Source organism: Ruegeria sp. K11 (assembly GCF_056531905.1).
On record NZ_JBQFMP010000001.1, the window covers coordinates 394,536 to 415,578 of the forward strand.

General features: G+C 59.3%; 22 protein-coding genes. 15 read left to right on the top strand and 7 right to left on the bottom strand.

What is annotated here, in order from left to right:
• Nucleotides 1–1,047, top strand: coding sequence for an aldo/keto reductase (locus ACR0K4_RS01990; protein WP_480852605.1), 1,047 nt, complete (start codon nt 1–3; stop codon nt 1,045–1,047).
• Between the two features lie 64 nt (nt 1,048–1,111).
• Here ACR0K4_RS01990 and ACR0K4_RS01995 read toward each other — a convergent pair whose 3' ends face one another.
• Complete coding sequence (locus ACR0K4_RS01995) at nt 1,112–2,098, bottom strand: GlxA family transcriptional regulator (RefSeq protein WP_480852710.1); 987 nt, start codon at nt 2,096–2,098, stop codon at nt 1,112–1,114.
• A gap of 131 nt (nt 2,099–2,229) precedes the next feature.
• On the opposite strand from ACR0K4_RS01995, the gene bcoG reads away from it, so the two are divergent.
• From bcoG to ACR0K4_RS02010, 3 genes are all read left to right on the top strand, one after another.
• On the top strand, nt 2,230–3,147 hold the full coding sequence (gene bcoG / locus ACR0K4_RS02000) for a 3-dehydrocarnitine:acetyl-CoA trimethylamine transferase BcoG (RefSeq protein WP_480852606.1): 918 nt from the start codon (nt 2,230–2,232) through the stop codon (nt 3,145–3,147).
• 75 nt (nt 3,148–3,222) lie between these two features.
• Entirely contained in the window at nt 3,223–4,686 is a 1,464-nt protein-coding gene (locus ACR0K4_RS02005) for a carnitine 3-dehydrogenase (protein WP_480852607.1), read from the top strand.
• Nucleotides 4,683–5,444 (top strand): SDR family oxidoreductase, encoded by a 762-nt coding sequence (locus ACR0K4_RS02010; RefSeq protein WP_480852608.1) that lies wholly within the window; start codon nt 4,683–4,685, stop codon nt 5,442–5,444. Before ACR0K4_RS02005 ends, ACR0K4_RS02010 begins: the two co-directional genes overlap by 4 nt.
• Here ACR0K4_RS02010 and ACR0K4_RS02015 read toward each other — a convergent pair whose 3' ends face one another.
• On the bottom strand, nt 5,445–5,627 hold the full coding sequence (locus ACR0K4_RS02015; protein ID WP_480515209.1) for a hypothetical protein: 183 nt from the start codon (nt 5,625–5,627) through the stop codon (nt 5,445–5,447).
• Between the two features lie 71 nt (nt 5,628–5,698).
• Nucleotides 5,699–6,559 (bottom strand): helix-turn-helix domain-containing protein, encoded by an 861-nt coding sequence (locus tag ACR0K4_RS02020; protein ID WP_480852609.1) that lies wholly within the window; start codon nt 6,557–6,559, stop codon nt 5,699–5,701.
• 107 nt (nt 6,560–6,666) lie between these two features.
• Here ACR0K4_RS02020 and ACR0K4_RS02025 point away from each other — a divergent pair, with 107 nt between their 5' ends.
• From ACR0K4_RS02025 to ACR0K4_RS02035, 3 genes are read left to right on the top strand one after another with little or no spacing between them, the layout of a single operon-like run.
• On the top strand, nt 6,667–6,870 hold the full coding sequence (locus ACR0K4_RS02025) for a DUF2061 domain-containing protein (protein ID WP_480852610.1): 204 nt from the start codon (nt 6,667–6,669) through the stop codon (nt 6,868–6,870).
• A complete protein-coding gene (locus ACR0K4_RS02030) occupies nt 6,863–7,747 on the top strand; it encodes a fatty acid desaturase (RefSeq protein WP_480852611.1) in 885 nt (294 codons plus the stop codon). The genes ACR0K4_RS02025 and ACR0K4_RS02030 overlap by 8 nt, the downstream gene beginning before the upstream one ends.
• A 21-nt stretch (nt 7,748–7,768) precedes the next feature.
• Nucleotides 7,769–8,671, top strand: a complete 903-nt coding sequence (locus ACR0K4_RS02035) for an EamA family transporter (protein WP_480852612.1) — start codon at nt 7,769–7,771, stop codon at nt 8,669–8,671.
• On the opposite strand, the gene ACR0K4_RS02040 is transcribed toward ACR0K4_RS02035, so the two are convergent.
• The 3 genes from ACR0K4_RS02040 to ACR0K4_RS02050 all read right to left on the bottom strand — a co-directional run bounded on the left by ACR0K4_RS02040 (nt 8,668) and on the right by ACR0K4_RS02050 (nt 12,806).
• A complete protein-coding gene (locus tag ACR0K4_RS02040) occupies nt 8,668–10,020 on the bottom strand; it encodes a DEAD/DEAH box helicase (RefSeq protein ID WP_480852613.1) in 1,353 nt (450 codons plus the stop codon). The two genes, ACR0K4_RS02035 and ACR0K4_RS02040, sit on opposite strands and share 4 nt — an antisense overlap.
• A 185-nt stretch (nt 10,021–10,205) precedes the next feature.
• The gene (locus ACR0K4_RS02045; protein WP_480852614.1) at nt 10,206–11,147 is read right to left on the bottom strand and encodes a glycosyltransferase family 2 protein; all 942 of its coding nucleotides are present in this window, start codon (nt 11,145–11,147) and stop codon (nt 10,206–10,208) included.
• Nucleotides 11,148–11,201: 54 nt separating this feature from the next.
• On the bottom strand, nt 11,202–12,806 hold the full coding sequence (locus ACR0K4_RS02050; protein ID WP_480852615.1) for a peptide chain release factor 3: 1,605 nt from the start codon (nt 12,804–12,806) through the stop codon (nt 11,202–11,204).
• Nucleotides 12,807–12,915: 109 nt separating this feature from the next.
• Here ACR0K4_RS02050 and ACR0K4_RS02055 point away from each other — a divergent pair, with 109 nt between their 5' ends.
• The 8 genes from ACR0K4_RS02055 to ACR0K4_RS02090 all read left to right on the top strand — a co-directional run bounded on the left by ACR0K4_RS02055 (nt 12,916) and on the right by ACR0K4_RS02090 (nt 20,308).
• Nucleotides 12,916–13,278 (top strand): SnoaL-like domain-containing protein, encoded by a 363-nt coding sequence (locus tag ACR0K4_RS02055; protein ID WP_480515193.1) that lies wholly within the window; start codon nt 12,916–12,918, stop codon nt 13,276–13,278.
• A 73-nt stretch (nt 13,279–13,351) separates the two neighbouring features.
• Nucleotides 13,352–14,131, top strand: coding sequence for an SDR family oxidoreductase (locus ACR0K4_RS02060; protein WP_480852711.1), 780 nt, complete (start codon nt 13,352–13,354; stop codon nt 14,129–14,131).
• A gap of 2 nt (nt 14,132–14,133) precedes the next feature.
• Nucleotides 14,134–15,246, top strand: a complete 1,113-nt coding sequence (locus tag ACR0K4_RS02065) for a hypothetical protein (RefSeq protein WP_480852616.1) — start codon at nt 14,134–14,136, stop codon at nt 15,244–15,246.
• A gap of 87 nt (nt 15,247–15,333) precedes the next feature.
• Nucleotides 15,334–16,380, top strand: a complete 1,047-nt coding sequence (locus tag ACR0K4_RS02070; protein ID WP_480852617.1) for a methyltransferase domain-containing protein — start codon at nt 15,334–15,336, stop codon at nt 16,378–16,380.
• Nucleotides 16,381–16,459: 79 nt separating this feature from the next.
• Nucleotides 16,460–17,545 carry an ABC transporter ATP-binding protein gene (locus ACR0K4_RS02075; RefSeq protein WP_480515188.1) on the top strand — a complete coding sequence of 362 codons (1,086 nt, stop codon included), beginning with the start codon at nt 16,460–16,462 and terminating at the stop codon, nt 17,543–17,545.
• Nucleotides 17,546–17,659: 114 nt separating this feature from the next.
• Nucleotides 17,660–18,442, top strand: coding sequence for a 5'/3'-nucleotidase SurE (gene surE, locus ACR0K4_RS02080; protein ID WP_480515186.1), 783 nt, complete (start codon nt 17,660–17,662; stop codon nt 18,440–18,442).
• Nucleotides 18,439–19,089 (top strand): protein-L-isoaspartate(D-aspartate) O-methyltransferase, encoded by a 651-nt coding sequence (locus ACR0K4_RS02085; RefSeq protein ID WP_480852618.1) that lies wholly within the window; start codon nt 18,439–18,441, stop codon nt 19,087–19,089. Before surE ends, ACR0K4_RS02085 begins: the two co-directional genes overlap by 4 nt.
• A 64-nt stretch (nt 19,090–19,153) precedes the next feature.
• Nucleotides 19,154–20,308 (top strand): peptidoglycan DD-metalloendopeptidase family protein, encoded by a 1,155-nt coding sequence (locus ACR0K4_RS02090; protein ID WP_480852619.1) that lies wholly within the window; start codon nt 19,154–19,156, stop codon nt 20,306–20,308.
• 52 nt (nt 20,309–20,360) lie between these two features.
• On the opposite strand, the gene ACR0K4_RS02095 is transcribed toward ACR0K4_RS02090, so the two are convergent.
• Nucleotides 20,361–21,032, bottom strand: coding sequence for a helix-turn-helix transcriptional regulator (locus ACR0K4_RS02095; RefSeq protein WP_480852620.1), 672 nt, complete (start codon nt 21,030–21,032; stop codon nt 20,361–20,363).
• Between the last annotated feature and the right edge of the window lie 11 nt (nt 21,033–21,043).

Sequence of the window (21,043 nt, forward strand, 5' to 3'; positions counted from 1 at the left end):
ATGGAGATGAAGCCTTTGGGCCGCACCGGAATCATGGTGACGGATCTGTGTCTGGGGACAATGACGTTTGGCAGCCAGACCTCGGAGACCGAGGCGCATACCCAGATGGACATGGCGCTGGAGGCCGGGATCAATTTTGTCGATGCCGCCGAGATGTACCCGGTCAATCCCATTGCCAGGGAAACGATCGGACGCACCGAGGAGATTCTGGGCAACTGGAACGCCGCCAACGCTGCGCGCCGGGACCAATATGTGCTGGCCACCAAGCATTCAGGGGCCGGGATGGCACATGCGCGCGACGGGGCACCCATCTCGGGCGCGACGATCCCGGATGCGATTGAAGGTTCGTTGCGGCGATTGCGGACGGATTGTATCGATCTGTACCAATTTCACTGGCCCAACCGCGGCAGCTATATGTTTCGGCAGAACTGGGATTTTACACCATCGGGGCAGGACACGCAGGACGTGTTGGACAATATGCACGAGTGTCTGGCGGCCCTGCAGACACAAGTGGACAAGGGCAACATCCGCGCCTTTGGGCTGTCGAATGAAAGTGCCTGGGGGACAGCGCAATGGGTGCGTTTGGCCGAAGCGACGGGCACGCCCCGTGTCGCTTCGGTTCAGAACGAATACTCGTTGCTGTGCCGGTTGTTCGATACGGATATGGCCGAACTTTGCGTGCATGAGGATGTGGGTCTGATGGCCTTTTCACCTTTGGGTGCAGGTTTTCTGACCGGTAAATACCAGGGCGGAGCGGTGCCGGACGGATCGCGCATGTCGATCAATGCCGAGATGGGAGGGCGCAAATCCGAGCGGGTTTTCGATGCTGTGGCAGCTTATTTGGAGATTGCCCAACGGCATGGATTGGATCCGATTCACATGGCGCTGGCCTGGTGCCGGACGCGTCCTTTCATGATGTCGGCCATTTTTGGCGCAACGACAGTGGCGCAGTTGGAACATATTCTGGAAGGGCGCAACTTACGGCTGCCCGAGGATGTTGTAAACGAGATCAACGCGGCGCATCGCGCGTATCCGATGCCGTATTAGGGGGCGCTGCCCCCGCCGCGCGGGGCGCGCGCGGCTCCCCCGGAGTATTTTGAAAAGATGAAGATCAGTGGGGCGTAGGCTGGGTGCGTTCCAGCCTGAGGTCGCGTGCGGATTGCCCATGGGCGGTGCGGAAAGCACGGGCAAAGCTGGATTGCGAGGCAAAGCCTGTGGCAAGCGCCACATCCATCAAAGGCCGGTCGGTGTCGGTCACCAGACGGCGGGCCTCGGCCAGTCTGAGCTGCAGGTAGTGGTCCTGTGGCGTGGTGTTCAGACGCAGGCGGAATTGTTGCTGCAAGGTACGCGGGCTGGTGCCCAGGGTCTCGGCAATGTCGGCCAGAGGCAAGGGTGTGTCGAGGGAGGATTCCATCAGTGCATTTGCTTTGGCGGTCAGTGTTGTGTGGCGGAGTGGCGCGCCGGTGCGGCTTTGGGGCTTTGATGGCGCGGACGTGCCTTCGTAGAGGAACAGGCCGGAGACGCGGGCTGCGAACCCTGCGCCGTGGCGCGCGGCGATGATGTGGAGCATCATGTCCACAGCCGGGACGGCTCCGCCAGACGTCAGGCGGTTTTCGGAGACGGTGAAGCGATCCGGGCACACGTCGACGGCCGGGAAACGGGCTGCGAAGCTTTCGAGATCCTCCCAATGGGTGGTTGCGGCGTGGCCGTCGAGCAGACCGGCTTCGGCCAGCAGCCAGGGGCCTCCGTCGATGCCGGCCATGGTGGCGCCAGTTGCAGCAACGCGGCGCAGGCCCCCGAGCAGGCTGGGTGTGGCGTGGCGGGCGAGTTGGAAGCCCGCGACGACGATCATCAGATCGCAACTTTGCAGGCGGGCCAGCGGGATGCCCGGGACGGTCAGGGCGCTGGTCAGCAGCGCGGGTTCGGCTGTGGCGGTCACATAATCCCAGTCAAAGGCCGGGCGGTCGGCCAGCCGGTTGGCGGCGCGCATCGGATCGACGGCGGCGGCGAAGCTGAGCGTGTTGCACTCATCCAGCACCAGCACCGCCGTTTTCAGGGCGCGATGTTCAGGCTGGAGGATGTTTTTTGCGGATTTCATCAAGTTCGATTCGCATTCTGGCAAGTGTTTCCTCAAGGCTGCGTCAGACTTGGGAACAACGCAAATCGATAACCGGGGAGAAGTCTGGGGAGAACCCGTGGCACAAGCCGGTATAAACTGGGGAAAACGCCATGCCTTTGGAAATGAACCGCGACGTCTTTATTACTTGTGCCGTGACCGGCTCGGGCGGGACGCAGGATCGCAGTCCGCATGTGCCACGCTCGCCTGCTCAGATTGCTGAAAGCGCGATTGCTGCGGCAAAGGCGGGGGCGGCGGTGGTGCATTGCCATGTGCGTGATCCGGAGAGCGGCGCGCCCTCGCGCGATTTGGGCCTGTATCGGGAGGTGACAGACCGGATTCGCGATGCGGATGTGGATGTGGTTTTGAACCTGACGGCGGGTATGGGCGGGGATATCGTGCTCGGCGGCGTCGAGAGCCCGTTTCCGGTGAACGAGGCCGCGACCGACATGATCGGGGCGAATGAGCGCGTGGCGCATGTTGCCGCGTGTCTTCCCGAGATCTGTACGCTGGATTGCGGCACTATGAACTTTGCCGAGGCTGATTATGTGATGACCAACACGCCCGGCATGTTGCGGGCGATGGGACAGATGATGACCGATCTTGGGGTGAAGCCCGAGATCGAGGCGTTTGACACCGGTCATCTGTGGTTTGCCAAGCAGTTGGTGAAAGAGGGCGTGCTGGAACCGGATGCTCTGGTACAGCTGTGCATGGGTGTGCCGTGGGGTGCGCCGGACGATCTGAACACTTTTATGGCGATGGTTAACAATGTGCCTGATGATTGGACGTTCAGTGCTTTTGCTTTGGGACGGCATCAGATGGCCTATGTCGCGGCCTCCGTGCTGGCGGGGGGTAACGTACGGGTCGGGCTTGAGGATAACCTGTGGCTGGACAAGGGCGTATTGGCCGAGAACTGGCAATTGGTGGAACGTGCAGGAACGATCATTGAAAACATGGGGGCGCGCGTGATCGGACCCGAGGCGGTGCGTGAGAAGTTGGGGTTGGTGAAACGGGCACCGGTGGCGCCGTGAGGGTAGGGTGGATTGGGGGCCAGCCCCCAAACCCCCGGGATATTTTGGGCCAGATGAAGTTTGGGACGTGTTGAGATGAAAGCAGCGGCGATTATCGGTGGCGGGGTTATTGGCGGCGGATGGGCCGCTCGGTTCCTGCTGAACGGCTGGGATGTGCGGGTGTTTGATCCGGACCCGGAAGCCGAGCGCAAGATTGGTGAGGTTCTGGACAATGCACGGCGGTCGCTGCCGGGGTTGTGTGATGTACCTTTGCCGCCTGAGGGGGCGCTGAGTTTTCATGACGAGATGGGCGAAGCCGTGCGGGGGGCCGTCTGGATTCAGGAAAGCGTGCCGGAACGCCTGGATATGAAGCTAAAGGTCTACAAAGGTTTGCAGCAGGCCTGTGATCCGGAGGCGATCATCGGGTCCTCGACCAGCGGGTTCAAGCCATCGGAACTGCAGCAAGGAGCGTTGCGGCCTGAGCAGATTGTGGTCACGCATCCGTTTAACCCGGTGTATCTGCTGCCGCTGGTTGAGTTGGTGCCCACCGATAAAAACCCGCCGGAAATGGTCGCGCGGGCGCAGGAGCTTTTGAAATCGCTCGGGTTCTTTCCGTTGCATCTGCGAAAAGAGATCGATGCGCATATTGCTGACCGGTTTCTTGAAGCGGTTTGGCGCGAGGCGTTGTGGCTGGTCAAGGACGGAATCGCCACGACGGAAGAGGTCGATGAGGCCATTCGCATGGGCTTTGGTATCCGTTGGGCGCAGATGGGCTTGTTTGAAACCTACCGCGTAGCCGGGGGCGAGGCCGGGATGAGGCATTTTATGGCGCAGTTCGGGCCTGCGCTGAAATGGCCCTGGACCAAACTTATGGATGTGCCGGATTTCACAGACGAACTGGTCGATATGATTGCGGAGCAGTCGGATGCGCAGTCGGGCATGCATTCGATTCGGGAATTGGAGCGCATCCGCGACAATAATCTTGTCGGGATGATGCGGGCGCTGAAGGCGCAGGATTATGGTGCCGGGGCAGTACTGAATCAGCATGATGCGGTTTTGAAACCCGGCGCGCTGCCGACATTGGATCAGGCGGATTTGAGCCAGCCGATCCTGACGCTGGCCCGTGCAGTGCCGCTGGACTGGACCGATTACAACGGACACATGAATGAGGCGAAATACCTTGAGGCTTTCGCCGCGGCCACAGACCGGTTCATGGAGATCGTCGGATGTGACATGGATTATATCGCCACCGGTGGCAGCTATTTCACCGCCGAAAATCACATCAGATACATACACGAAACGCATGCGGGTGCGCGGATCGAGTGCCGGACGCAGATGCTGCTGGGGCAGGGCAAGAAACTGCATGTGTTTCATAGCATGTATGAAGGCGACAAGTTGCTGGCCACGGGCGAGAGCTTTTTGTTGCATGTCAGCCTGGACAACCGGCGCCCCAGCGCACCTTCACCTCAGATCGAGGCAGCGATGGCGCGGATCGCCGAGGCGCAAGCCGGGTTGCCCTATCCCGAAGGCGCGGGTGCCGCGATCCGCAAGCCTGTATGAGCAGGCGGGTACTGATCACGGCTGGAGCCGCTGGCGTCGGGCGCGCCATGGCTGAGGCGTTTGATGCGGCGGGTGCGCGGGTTTGGGTGGCTGATGTGGATCAGGCGGCCTTGTCGGAATGTCCCGCGCATTGGGTCACGTCCCATATTGATGTCGCGGATGAGAGCGATGTGACGACCATGTTTGCCCGGGTCACTGCGGAATGGGGCGGGGTGGATACGCTTTGCGCAAATGCCGGTATCGCTGGACCGACGGCTTTGGTCGAGGACGTGGCGTTGAATGATTGGCGGAACTGCCTGTCGGTGAACCTTGAGGGCACGTTTCTATGCGCGAAATACGCCGCCCCTATTCTCAAGCAACAGGGTAGCGGGGCGATTCTGATCACGTCCTCGACCGCAGGTCAATTCGGCTATCCCAATCGCGCGCCTTATGCGGCCGCTAAATGGGGCGTCATCGGGTTGGGCAAAACACTTGCGATGGAGTTGGGCCCATACGGTGTCCGCTGTAACATCATTTGCCCGGGCTCGATCGAAGGTCCGCGCATGGAAGGGGTTCTGCAGCGTGAAGCCGTGGCCAAGGGCATGAGTCGCGATCAGGTTTACAACGGCTATGCTTCGGGCACCTCAATGGGGCGGTTCGTCGAGGCCAGTGATATTGCCAACATGGCCGTGTTTCTGGCCTCGGACGCGGCGCGGCTGGTGTCGGGGCAAGTCATTGCCGTGGATGGGCACACCGTCAACCCCGACCCAAAGGTGTGATCAACCCTGATTGGGGCCGCGAATCTGGCGGATGGTCTGACGAACGGCCTGCCAATCCTGCGCCTGTTCTGCCTGTCCGGCGGCCTCGCATTCGCGCATCTTCTTGGCGGCTTCGGCCTCGGCCCGATCTCCGTGTGCCGAGTAAAGCGCGCGGGCGTATTGAGCGGTTTGTAATGCGTCCATTCCTGTGGTCCTCCGTCATTGGTCGGAATGCCTGAAAGTTCGCGCCTTTGGACAATACCACAGGTTGGGTCCTAGCGCATCTTTTCGCGCATATGCTCAAGATGTGTGGGGAAATCCCGCGCGGTGATATCAGCTTCGCGGACTAACTGATCAAAATGGCGGGTAAAAGTTTCGATCCGGTCTCGATCCCGGAAGGCCATGTAGTGACTTCCGGCATAAAACACGCACATTAAGGGACCAAAGATCGTCACCGGCGCGGAGTAAAGCCGTTTGGCGTCAAACAGGTAGATACGCAACCGTGGGTACAACTGATCGCAAAGGGTTAGCAGATGGTCGATCTGCGCCAGCCGTGTCGCCAGGGCCAGTCCTTCATAATACCCGGTTGCGGCAACAAAACTGTCGATTTCATAAAGCGGCATGGCGATTTCATAGTCGGATTGTGCCGCACGCATCCATGTTAGGCGGTCGGCGGACGCTCCAATCGCCTGATCTGCGCTGCGCCCCAAATGAGGCGCATATTCCCATTCCAGCACCGCTCGTGTCTTTAGCATGTCAGGCAAAGTGGCCGGAACATAACGGATTTTGTAACCTGCAGCCTCTTTGTGCCACGCGAAAATTCGTTCATCCACAAGTGCGCGTGGCGCTTCGGTCACCGTCAGGGAACTGGCCAGAAGTTCAGCGGCGCTTTCAGGCCGGTCAGACAGGCTGAGTAACCAATCGGCGGAAACGCCCAACGCCGATGCACAACTGCCGACCACATGAGCGTTGGGCAACCGCGCGCCGTCACCTGTCAGAAGCTGGGATACGGTCGAACGATCCACGCCGATGTCGCGGGCCAGCGCGCTCTGACTGATTTGACGGCCCTCCATCGCTTGGGCGAGACGATACCGGAACTCAGCGGCGCGGTCGCGTTTGTCAATTTTGTCCAACATTGTTTGGAAATTATCACAATATGTGAGTTTTGTTAACTACATACAGAATGTTCAACGTTCTGCACCGCGCGTACGTCTTGAATTATAACAACAAAACGGGTGACGGAATGGAAACGCGGCGCAGATCGGTCGTGAAAGCGGTGGTGTGGAATGCAATCGGCCTGATGGTGATGACTCTGGTGGGTGGAGTGACAACCGGATCGACAGCCATCGGGGGAACGCTTGCCGTGGTGAATACGGCCATCGGTCTGACGCTTTATGTAATGTACGAACGTTTCTGGGCCGGCGTGGCCTGGGGCCGAAATGTCTGAGCGCGCCGGGCCGGAGTGGGGCACGTTTGCCCTGATCATCCTGTGCTACATGGCGTGGCTGCTGGCATTATTCTGTCTTCCGGTTCTGTGGATGATCCCGATCATGGGGATGGTGGCAGCCCTGCATTCGTCCCTGACCCATGAGGCGCTGCACGGACATCCTTTTCGCGCACGATGGTTGAACGAGGCGCTGATGGCGCTGCCGCTGACCCTGTTCATCCCATACCAGCGGTTCCGGGATTTGCATCTGGCCCATCATCGTGATGCGACCCTGACTGATCCATATGACGATCCCGAATCGAACTATCAGGACCCTTCAGTTTGGCAAAGCTTGCGCAATTGGCAGAGACGACTGCTGCGCATCAATAACACTCTGCTGGGTCGTATCATTCTCGGGCCGGCCATTGGTCAGCTTGTATTCCTGAAAGCTGAGGCGCGCGGGATTGCACGTGGTGAAGGCAGAGTGCTGCGCGCATGGGCTGTGCATGTGATCGGTGTTGTCGGCGTTCTTTTTGTAGTCACCCAATCGGGAACGCCGGTTTGGGCCTATGTTCTGTCCGCTTATATAGGCTTGGCTCTGGTCAAAATCCGAACGTTTCTGGAACATCGGGCACATGACAAGTCGGGGGCCAGAACAGTCATTATCGAAGATCGTGGTTTTCTTGCTTTTCTGTTTCTGAACAACAACCTGCACGTCGTTCATCATATGAACCCAAGCGCACCCTGGTATCGGCTGCCAGCCTTGTATCGGGACGGCAAAGACAAATATCTGACCTTGAACGAGGGCTATGTCTACCGCTCATACGGTGAGATCTTTCGGGCTTATTTTTGGTGCGCCAAGGATCCGGTGGCGCATCCTCTCTGGCCAAAGGGCTGATTTCACGACACAAGGGTTCTTATGAGCCTTTGGATTCCCGTCACAATCGCGGCCGCGACGTTTCAGACCGTGCGGTTCATGCTGCAAAAATCGCTGAGCAGTGTGAAATTGTCGGCGGCGGGCGCAACCTTTGCACGGTTCGCCTATTCCTTGCCGCTGGTCCTGGTCGCACTGATTTCCGCAATCTGGCTGACTGGGTTTTCCGTGCCGTCTTTGACCGGTTGGTTCTGGCTTTATGCGATTGTGGGGGGAACGGCGCAGATCCTGGCGACTATTTGTGTGGTCGCTTTGTTCAAACAGCGGAATTTTGCGGTCGGGATCACCTTCAAGAAAACAGAAGTCATTCAAACTGCCATTGTCGGGTTTCTCGTTCTGGGGGATCAGGTCTCCGGCGGCGCATTTGTTGCCATTCTGCTGGGCCTGTGCGCTGTCCTGTTGTTGTCCAAAAACCCCGGCGGCGAAGGTGCATGGTGGAAACACCTGAGCAACCGTGCCTCGCGCTTGGGGCTTGGGTCGGGCGTGCTGTTTGCCTTTTCTTCGGTCGGGTATCGCGGCGCTTCGCTGGAACTGGGGGATATCGACGCCTGGTTCAGGGCATTGGTCACACTGACCTTTGTGGTCACGTTCCAGTTTCTGAGCATGGGCGCGTGGCTGCTGTGGCGTGACCGGGCCGAGTTGCGCGCGGTCTGGGACACGCGCAGGACGGGCATGTTTGTCGGTCTGACCAGTCTGTGTGGCTCGTTCTGCTGGTTCTTTGCGTTCACGCTGCAGAATGCGGCCTATGTTAAAGCCTTGGGGCAGGTCGAGCTGATCTTCAGCCTGTTTGCGTCGATCCTGTTTTTCCGCGAACGCATCACCCGGCGCGAAATCGCCGGGATGACATTGCTGGGTGCGTCGATTCTGGCGTTGGTATTGTCGATCTAGCCCGCGCGGCGCTCATCAAAGCTAAGCGCGATGAAACTGGGCATGTGATCACCCATACCAACAACGGCAGAGCCTCTGTTTTCGCTGCGACCGCGTCCACGCCCCTTGGGTTCCTTGTCCTTTTTGGGCTCGGTCTTCTTGCTGTCCGAGGGCTTGGAAGGTTTTTCAGCTTTTGGCTTCTCGGCCTTGGGGTCCTCGACCGGCATCGGATTGTCCAGACGCGGGATTTCCTTCTGGATCAGGGTCTCGATCGCGGCCAGCGCCTTTTCATCGCGGCCCGAACAGATTGTTATCGCCTTGCCGTCGCGTCCGGCACGCCCGGTGCGACCGATCCGGTGAACGTAGTCCTCGGGGTGGCCGGGGACGTCGAAATTGAACACGTGGCTGACCGAAGGGATATCCAGCCCCCGCGCGGCCACGTCTGATGCAACCAGCAAACGCAAGCTGCCATCGCGGAACCCGTCCAGCGTTTTCATCCGCTGGGACTGATCCAGATCGCCGTGAATGGCGGCGGCGTTATAGCCGTATTTCTTCAGCGACTTGGCGCAGATATCTACATCCGTCTTGCGGTTGCAGAAGATGATAGCGTTGGTGCATGCTTCGCCCTCGGCGTCGATCAGTGCACGCAGTGTCTTTCGCTTGGCGCTGGCCTCGCGGTCGCGACGGCCGCCTTTGAACAGGACAACGCCCTGTTCGATGGTTTCCGAGGCGGTGGCCTGACGAGCGACTTCGATCCGTGCCGGGGCCGACAGGAATGTGTCGGTGATCCGCTCGATTTCGGACGCCATCGTGGCCGAGAAAAACAGGGTCTGTCGCGTGAAGGGTGTCAGTGAGAAGATGCGTTCGATATCGGGTATGAAACCCATGTCCAGCATCCGGTCGGCTTCATCCACCACCATGATCTGAACACCGGTCAACAGCAGCTTGCCGCGTTCGAAATGGTCCAGCAGCCGGCCCGGAGTGGCGATCAGAACGTCGACGCCTCGGTCGATCAGCGCGTCTTGTTCCTTGAAGCTGACACCACCGATCAACAGCGCCTTGGTCAGTTTCAGGTGCTTGGAATAGGTGTCGAAATTCTCGGCCACCTGTGCGGCCAGTTCCCGCGTCGGGCACAACACCAATGACCGGGGCATCCGCGCACGCGCGCGGCCACGGGCCAGCAGGGTGATCATCGGCAGCGTAAAGCTGGCGGTTTTCCCGGTGCCGGTCTGGGCGATCCCCAATACATCGCGCCCTTCCAAAGCGGGTGGAATCGCGCCTTCCTGGATCGGTGTCGGTGTTTCGTAGCCAGCTTCCTCAATGGCTTTGAGGACCTTGGGGTTCAGGTTCAGTTCGTTAAACTTTGTCATGTATGTCCGGTTCATGCGGACACGTGTACCTGGCCCGCGCGTATGAAATATGCCGGGCCCGGATGGCCATGCGCTTCGTGCGCATTTCGGCTTGGACGGGGACATAACAAAATCGTAGGGCAGGGTCAAATGAAGAGGGTTTAATCATTTGCCATCCTGGGGCGCTCTGGATTTTCGGCAACAATTCAGATGGTTCCGGGAAAGTGTTTCTGTACCTTCTCATCCAGACACAGCGGTCTGTGCCGGATCATATCATGATCTTCCAGACGATTTAGGACCTCGGTGTCGATGCCACTGATTTCGTCATAGAACTCTTGCAAGCCCGGTTCGCCGTATTCCTGTTCGATCCAGCTGAGCAGTTCGAACTTATTCAACCCTCCGATCTCGCGGGCTCTGTTGGGGGTTCCGGTGGCTTGATAGGACCCGCGTTCCATCCGAAAACGGTAATGAGCCAGCCAATGCTCCCAATTCGGGGCGTGGCGATGGCACAGGTCGATCTCGGGGATTTCGGTTGCTACAGGCAAAAGCGCCCCGTTCTGAAACAGGTTGTGAATCCGGTCGCTGAGATTTGGTAAACCCCTGCGCACAAACAATTTGCCCTGAACGTGGCTTAGGAACCCGCCCAGCAGAAAAGCGCCGTAGTTTGGATAGATTGCCTCGACCAGCCTGTTGCGATCAGGACCGGCCGGGATGAACGCTTTATAAAGATCGTGACCTCCGGCCAGCGCCTCGATGGGGCGAACACGTACCGCCGGGATGTCATCCGGCACACCCGCCAGCAGGTCGGGAATCGGGGCCATCGGCCATAGAAACTCATCCACATCAATATGTGCCAGCCAATCCAGTTCGGTTTGGCGATAGGTGAAGTTTGCGTTGAAGGATTGCCGGACCTGATGCGCCTGAGGTCTTTCCCGCCCACGGCGAGCCCAATACGCATCATTACAGACCCGAATGTCGATCTTGGGATGCCCGCGCAGGGTTCGGACCGCGCGGCGGTTGGAGTCATCGAGAAACAGATGCAGCCAGTCCGCACCGAGATCGATGTGATGGGCGGCAAAACGCAGAATCTCGTCAAGCGGAGCCCGGGTGGTCATGACTATTCCCCAGGTCGGCTTGATGTCGCTCATCAGATGTCCAAAGTCGTTGTCGCGTGGTGCGCGCGACGGATCGCGCGCGGGGTGTTACGTCATCATTTCCTTGGTCGCCGTCAGGGTCAGAGCCGGGTAATCGCGCACCACTCGGTCGATGTCCCATTGCAGGCGCGTCAGGTAAACGATGTCGCCGTCATGATCATGGGCGATGTGCTGTTTGTTGGTGTTGACGAACTTCTCGACCTCGGCCTTTTCCCCGTTGACCCAGCGCGCCGAGGTGAACTGAGACGCCTCGAACCGTACCGGCAGGCCGTATTCCATCTCGATCCGGCTGGCGAGCACTTCAAATTGCAGCGCGCCAACAACGCCGACGATAAAACCCGATCCGATTGAGGGTTTGAATACCTTTGCCGCGCCTTCTTCGGCGAACTGCATCAGCGCCTTTTCCAGATGCTTGGCCTTCATCGGATCGCCCGCGCGGACGCCTTGCAGCAGTTCGGGCGCGAAGGACGGGATGCCCTTGACCCGGATCGCCTCGCCCTCGGTCAGCGTGTCGCCGATGCGCAATTGCCCGTGGTTGGGGATGCCGATGATATCGCCGGCCCAGGCTTCCTCGGCCAGTTCGCGGTCGGATGCCAGAAACAGCACCGGGTTCGAGATCGCCATTGGTTTCTTGGTGCGCACATGGGTCAGCTTCATGCCGCGTTTGAAATGGCCCGACGCCATACGGACAAACGCCACCCGGTCGCGGTGCTTGGGGTCCATGTTGGCCTGCACCTTGAAGACAAAACCGGCGACCTTCTTTTCATCGGGCGCAATCTGGCGGGGCTCGGCCGACTGAACCTGCGGCTGCGGGCCATAAGCTCCGATCCCTTCCATCAGTTCCTTCACGCCGAAGGAATTGATCGCAGAGCCAAACCAGATCGGGGTCATGTGCCCTTCAAGCACCGCCTGTGGGTCGAGTTTGGGCAGCAATTCGCGCGCCATCTCAACCTCCTCCAGCAATTTCTCTAGCAAATGTTCAGGGACATGTTCGGCCAGCTTGGGATCGTCCAAGCCATTGATTTCGATGCTCTCGGCCACCTTGTTGCGGTCGGCACGATCCATCAGTTCCAGCCGGTCGCGCAGCATGTCATAACAGCCGATGAAATCGCGACCCACACCAATCGGCCACGCGGCGGGCGTGACGTCGATGGCCAGCATTTCCTGAATTTCGTCGATGATCTCAAACGTATCGCGGCTTTCGCGGTCCATCTTGTTACAGAAGGTCAGAATTGGCAGATCGCGCAGGCGGCAAACCTCGAACAGTTTCTGCGTCTGGCTTTCCACACCTTTTGCGCCGTCGATTACCATCACGGCGGCATCGACGGCGGTCAGGGTGCGATAGGTATCCTCGGAGAAATCCGAGTGACCGGGCGTGTCCACCAGATTGAATCGGAAATCGCCATAGTCGAACGACATCGCCGAGGCGGAAACCGAGATGCCCCGATCCTTCTCCATCTGCATAAAGTCCGAGCGCGTGCGCCGCGCCTCACCCTTGGCGCGGACCTGACCGGCCATCTGGATGGCACCACCGTACAACAGGAACTTTTCGGTCAGCGTCGTCTTGCCCGCATCCGGGTGCGAGATGATGGCGAATGTCCGGCGCCGGGCAATCTCGGGCGGCAGAGAGGGTTGGTTCGAGGTATCAAGCATGCTCGCGCGTATAGGCGGGGAATCCTGCCGAGGCAAGATAAAGGGGCTGGTTCGAATCGTGTCGCTATGGCAATAAGAACATATAGTGAACAAATAATGGAGAGGACCTATGAATTTGAAAGAGATTGCCGACGAACTGGTGGCAGGCTGCCGCGAGGATCGCGCGAAAGAGAATTTAGAGAAGCTGTATGCGGAAGATGCCGTTTCGGTCGAGTCGCAGGATTTTGAGGGTATGGGCCGCGAAACGCATGGCAGGGATGCGATCCGGGGCAAACATGAATGGTGGGAAGGGGCGCATGAAGTCTCAGGGGCGTCCGTCAGCGATCCGTTCCCGCATGGCGAAGATCGCTTTGCTGTGATCTTCGAAGTTCAAGGCAAGGTGAAAGAGTCCGGAGAAGCCTTTGATATGCGTGAGGTTGGCGTCTACCACGTTGCCGATGGAAAGATCGTGCGGGAAGAGTTCTTTTATTAACGAGCGCTGAAATCTGGTCTTCCCCGTCTGGCCGGTGCTAGACATGGCGGCAACAATAGATGGGGAGGATCACATGGATCTGGGTATCAAGGGAAAACGCGCGCTGGTCTGTGCAAGCAGCAAGGGCTTGGGTCTTGGCTGTGCCGAGGCTTTGGCGGCGGCGGGCGTCGATCTGGTAATGAATGCGCGCGGGGCCGAGGCACTGGAAGCCGAGGCGGCGCGTCTGCGTTCGGAATATGGAGTAGACGTGCAGACCGTGGCTTGTGATGTTACCACAACGGACGGTCAGGCGCAGGTGACCAAAGCCGCGCAGGGTGTTGATATCCTTGTGACAAATGCCGGGGGGCCGCCTCCGGGCATGTGGTCGGACTGGGATCGCGACGATTTCATCAAGGCGTTGGACGCCAATATGTTGACCCCGATTGCCTTCATGAAGGCGCTGTTGCCGGGGATGATGGACAAGGGCTGGGGACGTGTGGTCAACATCACCTCGCAATCCGTGCGTTCGCCGATTGCGGTTCTGGGCCTGTCGAATGCGGCACGGACGGGATTGACCGGTTATGTGGCTGGCACATCGCGGCAGGTCGCGCCGCATGGGGTGACGATCAACAACCTGTTGCCGGGTATCCACGCGACTGACCGTGCGGATTCGCTGGATGGTGCAGTTTCACTGCAGAAAAACATCTCGATTGAGGATGCCCGTGCAGAACGTGCTGCCACAATCCCGGCACGCCGTTATGGCACAAGGCAGGAATTCGGGGCGGCCTGCGCCTTCCTGTGTTCGCAACACGCAGGCTTTATCGTTGGGCAGAACATCCTGCTGGACGGCGGCAGCACGAACCTGACGATGTAGAGATGGCGCAAGGGTTCTCACTCAAGGATCAGTTGTTCAACGCAGAAAAAGTTCGTTACCTCAGTGCATTATTCGCAAAATCTGAACCATCTTTTGATGCGGGCGTGTTCGGGAAACGGGTGATGTCGCGCCTGCCTGAGCTTGAGTTGAAAGAGCGGATGGCGTGGATCGCCACTTGCCTGCAAGACGCGGTCCCCGGCAATTTGTCAGACGTCGCACCGGTGATCCTGCGCGCTCTTCCTCCACCGCTTGATCCCACCAAAAGCGACGATGATTTTGGTGATTTCATCTTTGCGCCGCTGGGTGACTGGGTTGCTGACGTTGGGTTGAATCAACCCGATCTGGCGTTGGACCTGTTTGAGGAACTGACTCAGCGGTTTTCGATGGAGTGGGCAATTCGTCCGTTCCTGAACCGTCACCCAGATCGGGTGCTGGCGCGTATGGAGGCGTGGTGCGACCACGACAGCTATCACGTGCGCCGTCTGGTCAGCGAAGGAACCCGACCGCGTTTGCCCTGGGGGCAGGCGGTTGGATTGCAGTTGACGGACCCTCTGCCGCTGCTGGATCGGTTGCACGCTGACCGGACGCGTTACGTCACGCGGTCGGTGGCCAACCATCTGAACGATATCACCAAGAAAGATCCGGATCTGGTGCTGGACCGGCTACGGAGCTGGTCCAAAGATGGGGCGCAGGATGCGGCGGAATTGCGCTGGATGACGGCCCACACGTTGCGCGGGTTGGTCAAGTCTGGCCATCCGGGCGCGATGAAGATTCTGGGCTATGACTCCGACGCTGACATATCGGCAGCGATTAAGGTGACGGGTGAGGCGCGCATTGGTGGCGCGCTGGCATTCGAAGTTGAGCTGGAGGGCTTGGGGGATCAGCCAGTGCTGGTCGATTATATCGTGCATTTTCAACGTCCGGGCGGTAAAAAATCCGCCAAGGTGCATAAGTTGAAACAGACCACATTGAAGGAAGGCGCGCTAAACCTTGGCAAGGTGCACAAGCTGAAAGGCAATGCGACGACGTTCAAGCTGGTGCCGGGTCCCCATCGGTTGGAGATTCAGGTAAACGGTCGGGTGCGGGCAGGTGTGGATTTCGAATTGCTGAAGTAACGCTTTTGTAAAGTGTCGCTGGAGTGGATTGCGCAAAGGGCGGGGCTGCATTAGCTGACCCAAAGTCAGACACAGGGGATAGTTTCGATGAAGCATGAATCAGTGCAGAATTACTACGGCGATGTCCTTCAAAGCAGCGCGGATTTGCAGACCAATGCGTGCTGCACGCCGGATGACATGCCGGATCACGTGAAAAAGATCCTCTCGAAAGTGCATGACGAGGTTCTGACCCGCTATTATGGCTGCGGGTTGATTGCGCCACTGGATCTGGAGGGGATGAGCATCCTTGACCTGGGTTGTGGGGCGGGGCGCGATGTCTATGCGCTGTCAGCCATGGTTGGAGAAACGGGCCGCGTTGTGGGTGTGGACATGACACCGGAACAGCTGGATGTGGCGCGTGCCCATCAGGAATATCACGCGCAGGCCTTTGGTCACGGCGCGTCGAATGTGGAATTCCATCACGGCTATATCGAAAAGCTGGATGAGCTTGACCTTGAACCCGGGTCTTTCGACATCATCGTTTCAAACTGCGTGATCAATCTGGCCACGGACAAAGAGGCCGTTCTGCGCGGCGCGCATCGGTTGCTGAAGGATGGCGGCGAGATGTATTTCTCGGATGTCTACGCGGACCGCCGGGTGCCGCAGGCTATGGCCGAAGATGAGGTGCTGTATGGCGAATGCTTGGCCGGCGCGCTCTATTGGAATGACTTCCTGTCGATGTCACGCAAGGCCGGGTTCGGCGATCCGCGCCGGGTCACACATCGACCTCTGACCATCGAGAACCCGGTTCTGGAAGACCGCGTTGCGCCGCTCAAGTTCCTTTCGGCCACTTATCGCTTGTTCAAACTGCCTGCCCTGGAACCGGCCTGCGAGGATTATGGGCAAGCGGTGATCTACAAGGGCACCATACCTAACGCTCCTCACCTGTTTGAACTGGATGACCATCACGCGATCGAGGCAGGCAAGGTCTTTCCGGTTTGCGGCAACACGTGGATGATGCTGAAAGACACTCGGTTTGCGCGGCATTTCGACTTTATTGGCGACTTCTCGACCCATTACGGCATTTTCGAAGGCTGCGGCGGGGAAAGCCCGTTTGAAGCAACCGGCGAAGCCGTAACGGGTGGATGCTGCTGATCTCTTGCGCCTGATGGGTGGGGTTGCTATCCCCGCCAAGCCCGATGAATTTGATCGGAAAAGGCAATGGGGTCCTTAATTGGCGGTGAATACAGTTCCTCCTCGGCTTGAAATTCGCAATCTGGTTGCCCGTTTTGGTGGCCGAACCGTAGTGGATGATGTCTCGCTGGCTGTTGCTGCCGGGCAGGTGACCTGTCTGCTGGGCCCTTCGGGCTGCGGCAAGTCGACGACACTGCGCATGATTGCGGGCGTCGAGATGCAAAGCTCGGGCGAGATATTCGTCGACGGCAAGCTGATCTGTGACACGGTGTTTCGTGTTCCGCCGGAACGGCGCGAGATCGGGCTGATGTTTCAGGATTTTGCCCTGTTTCCGCATCTGAGCGTTGCTGACAACGTGGCCTTTGGCCTGAAAGGCAGCAAAGACGAAAAGCGGACCCGGGTCGAAGAACTGTTGAACAAGGTGGACCTGATGCGGTTCATTGACGGCTTTCCGCATCAATTGTCGGGCGGTGAGCAGCAGCGGGTTGCATTGGCGCGCGCGTTGGCCCCGCGACCGCGGATCATGCTGATGGACGAGCCGTTCTCGGGCCTTGATAACCGTTTGCGCGACGGGATCCGGGATGAGACGTTGGCGATCCTCAAGGAAGAAGATGCTGCCGTTTTACTGGTCACGCATGAGCCGGAAGAGGCCATGCGCATGGCAGACGAAATCGCGCTCATGCGGCGCGGCAAGATCGTGCAGCAGGGCGCGCCCTATAATGTTTATACTCGACCAGCGGACAAGGCTGCAGTTGCTTTTTTCAGCGATGTCAACGTATTGCAGGCACAAGTTAACGGCGCGTTGGCGCATACGCCATTCGGGCGTTTTCTGGCGCCGGGGATTGCGGACGGAACCGATGTCGATATCGTCTTTCGCCCTCAGCACGTTAAGCTGGATTTTGATCGCAACGGCAAAGGTCCGTCACCCACACCCACGGATGGTGTTGCCGCGCGGGGCGTGGTCGAACGGGCGCGCTTTTTGGGCAATGAAAGCCTTGTCGAGTTTCGGATGGATTACAACGGCTCAATACTCAAGGCGACGGTTCCAAACGTTTTTGTGCCCGCGCCCGGACGAGTTATGTGGCTGACCATCCGCCGTGACCGGTGCTTTGTCTTTCCGTCCTGATTGCTGGCACTTTGCGCAAAAGTGGTGCGCGAATGCCGCAGATTGAGCGCGCCCGCTGCTTGCCGCAGCGCGGGGGCGGGTCTATCAAGGGCAAAACGCGGGGGTGGAGCGGGCATGCGAGTTCTTCTGACAAATGATGACGGGATCAATGCACCGGGGCTGATCGCGCTGCAGCATATCGCGCAGGACGTGGCGGGCCCGGATGGCGAGGTCTGGATCGTCGCGCCCGCCTTCGAGCAATCCGGGGTTGGCCATTGTATCAGCTACACCCATCCGATGATGGTCGCCAAGCTGGACGATCGCCGCTTTGCCGCCGAAGGCTCGCCTGCGGATTGCGTGCTGGCGGGTTTACATGACGTGATGAAGGACGCACCGCCGGATCTGGTGTTGTCCGGCGTGAACCGGGGCAATAACTCGGCAGAGAATACGCTGTATTCCGGGACCATTGGGGGCGCGATGGAGGCGGCCTTGCAAGGCGTGCCGGCAATTGCATTGTCCCAGTATTTCGGCCCTCGCAACCTGGGTCTGGAAGACCCGTTTGAGGCCGCGACCCGTTTTGGCGCCGATGTGGTTCGCCGCATTCTGGCGGCCAGCCCGGCCCAACAGGGTGACTATAAACTGTTTTACAACGTGAATTTCCCGCCCGTTCCTGCAGATGAGGTTCTGGGCAGGCGCGTGGCCCCGCAAGGGTTCCGCCGTGACACGCATTTTGGCGTTGAACCTCACAGCTCGCCTTCGGGGCGGCGGTTTTTGTGGATCAAGGGCGGATATCAGCACAACCCGACGGCCCCCGGCACCGATGCGGCGGTGAATCTGGAGGGGTACATCTCGGTTACACCGATGCGCGCCGATCTGACCGCCCACGATGCGCTGGAGGCGCTGAAGGTAGTCGAATGACCGGACTGACACCCGAAATCACCATGCAATTCCTGTTTGCCCTGCGTTCGCGCGGGGTGACGGATGCGCGCGTTCTGGCCGCGATGGAGCAGATTGACCGGGGGCAATTCGTCAAAGGGCTGTTTGCGGATCGCGCCTACGAGGACACGCCGCTGCCGATCGCCTGCGGACAAACGATCAGCCAGCCGTCGGTCGTGGGGCTGATGACGCAGGCGCTGCAGGTCCGTGCGCGGGATACGGTTTTGGAGATCGGCACCGGCTCGGGCTATCAGGCGGCGGTCTTGTCCAAACTGGCCCGGCGGGTTTACACAGTCGAGCGTCACAAGCGTTTGGTTCAGGAAACCGGGCAGTTGTTTCGCCAACTGGGTCTGACCAATGTCACCGCCATGCTGTCGGACGGGTCCTTCGGGTTGCCGGAACAGGCACCGTTTGATCGTATCATTGTGACCGCAGCCGCCGAGGACCCGCCCGGGCCGCTCTTGGCGCAGTTGAAAATCGGCGGTATCATGGTGTTGCCGGTGGGACAGTCAGATGCCGTTCAGACGCTGATCCGTGTGACGCGCACTGAAACCGGCCTGGAATATGATGAATTATTACCCGTTCGATTTGTTCCATTGCTGGAAGGTCTGGGAAAGGACGGCAATTAAAGGTATACTCGGTGAAAAGCGCTGGAACCCCGATCAAACAGGGGCAGGTGTTGAGGACAGTAAAATGAGAGCAGTTTCCAAATTCCCTCTGGGTCGATTTGCGGCATGTGGTGCGGCGCTGGCGGTTCTGGCTGCCTGCGAAGGACCGCTGGATTATGATTTGCGCGGTCAGGTGGGCGGATTTTCCACCACGGATGCGGTGCAGAATGCGACGGCCAATCGTCCGGTGCCTGATGCGCGAGGGGTGATTTCCTATCCAAATTATCAGGTCGCGGTCGCACAGCGCGGTGACACGGTGACAGATGTCGCCACGCGTGTCGGGTTACCCCCGACCGAACTGGCCCGGTTCAACGGCTTGCAGGTCAGCGACCCGTTGCGGGACGGTGAAGTAATTGCCTTGCCGCGTTCGGTGGGTGGGACAAGTAATGTTGATATTGCCGCCCTTGCGGGCTCGGCGATTGATGGAGTGCCGAGCACCGGGTCGGTTCAGACCTCGACTTTGGAGCCGGCCAAACCTGCGCCCGCGCCCGCACCTTCGGGGCCGGAGCCGATCGGCCACAAGGTCAAGCGGGGCGAGACGGCCTTTACGATCTCGCGGCTCTATGATGTGCCGGTTGAATCGCTGGCCGAATGGAACGGGCTGGGTCCGGATTTCGTGGTGCGCGAGGGTCAGTTTCTGCTGATCCCGATCAAAAACCAGCCCGCACCGGTCCAGACCGCCGCTGTTCCTGCGACCAACGTCACGCAGCCCGGTGAGGGTTCGCCCACACCCACGCCGCCCAGTGCGACCCAGCCATTGCCGGATGAAGAGATCACTCCGCCGCCGCCAGCGCCGGATGTGACTGCGGATGCGCCTACCAATCAGAGTAATTCTGCGCTGGCCTTTCCGGTCGGCGGGACCATCATTCGCACCTATGACAAAGGCAAGAACGAGGGGATCGACATCGCCGCATCACCCGGAACACCGGTGCAGGCGGCCGAGGCAGGGACCGTTGCGGCCATCACAGCAGACGCGGATCAGGTGCCCATCATCGTGGTCAAGCACCAGAACGATTTGCTGACAGTCTATGCCAACGTCGACGATATCACTGTCAAGAAAGGCGACCGTGTCCGCCGGGGCCAGAAGATTGCAGCGCTTCGGGATGGCGATAACGCCTATGTTCATTTCGAAGTGCGCAAAGGGTTTGAGTCCGTTGATCCCGAGCCGTTCCTGAAATGACCCGTGCCGGGCCATGCCTCCGGCGGGAGTATTTTGGAAAAGATGAAGCGGGTCAGCCGTTTGGGGTATAATCGCTGAGGCGTTTGCCGGGTTCATCGGCGAAAATCTCGGGTATGGGTGAGAGCGCTTCGATCAGGTCGATGCGAAACACGCGGAAACCTGCGCGCAATTCGCACCAGGCGGTGAGCGTCCAGACCCGGCCCCAGTATTCCATATGCAATGGACGGATGATGCGTTCGGTCAGGGTGCCGTCGATCCGCCGGTAGCTGAGCTGCAATTTCTGGCGGGATTTGATGGCGGCACGGATCGGGGCCATATGGGCCAGTCCGCGGGCAGCATCGGCAAAGGGGTAGACGGCGAATTTCCAGGTGTCAGCTTCGGAAATGACCTGTGTCGGCAAGACCGCGTCGATCTTGTCAGCCAGGGATTGGGCGGCGGATTTGAGCTCGGGGTCGGCGGCCTCGGCCACGATAGCCATGCCGAGGTTCAGGGCTTCGAGTTCGGCCGGCGTCAGGTTCAGCGGGGGCAGGGTAACCTGCTCGCGCACCATATAGCCCACGCCGCGTTCCCCTTCGACCGGGACGCCTGAGGCGACCAGCGTATCCATGTCGCGATAAATGGTGCGGACCGACACTTCGAGCCGATCCGCAATGTCCTGCGCGCGGTGCAGTTTGCCGTCACGCAGGATCTGGATGATGTCGAACAGGCGGTCAGTGCGGCGCATGACACGCCGCC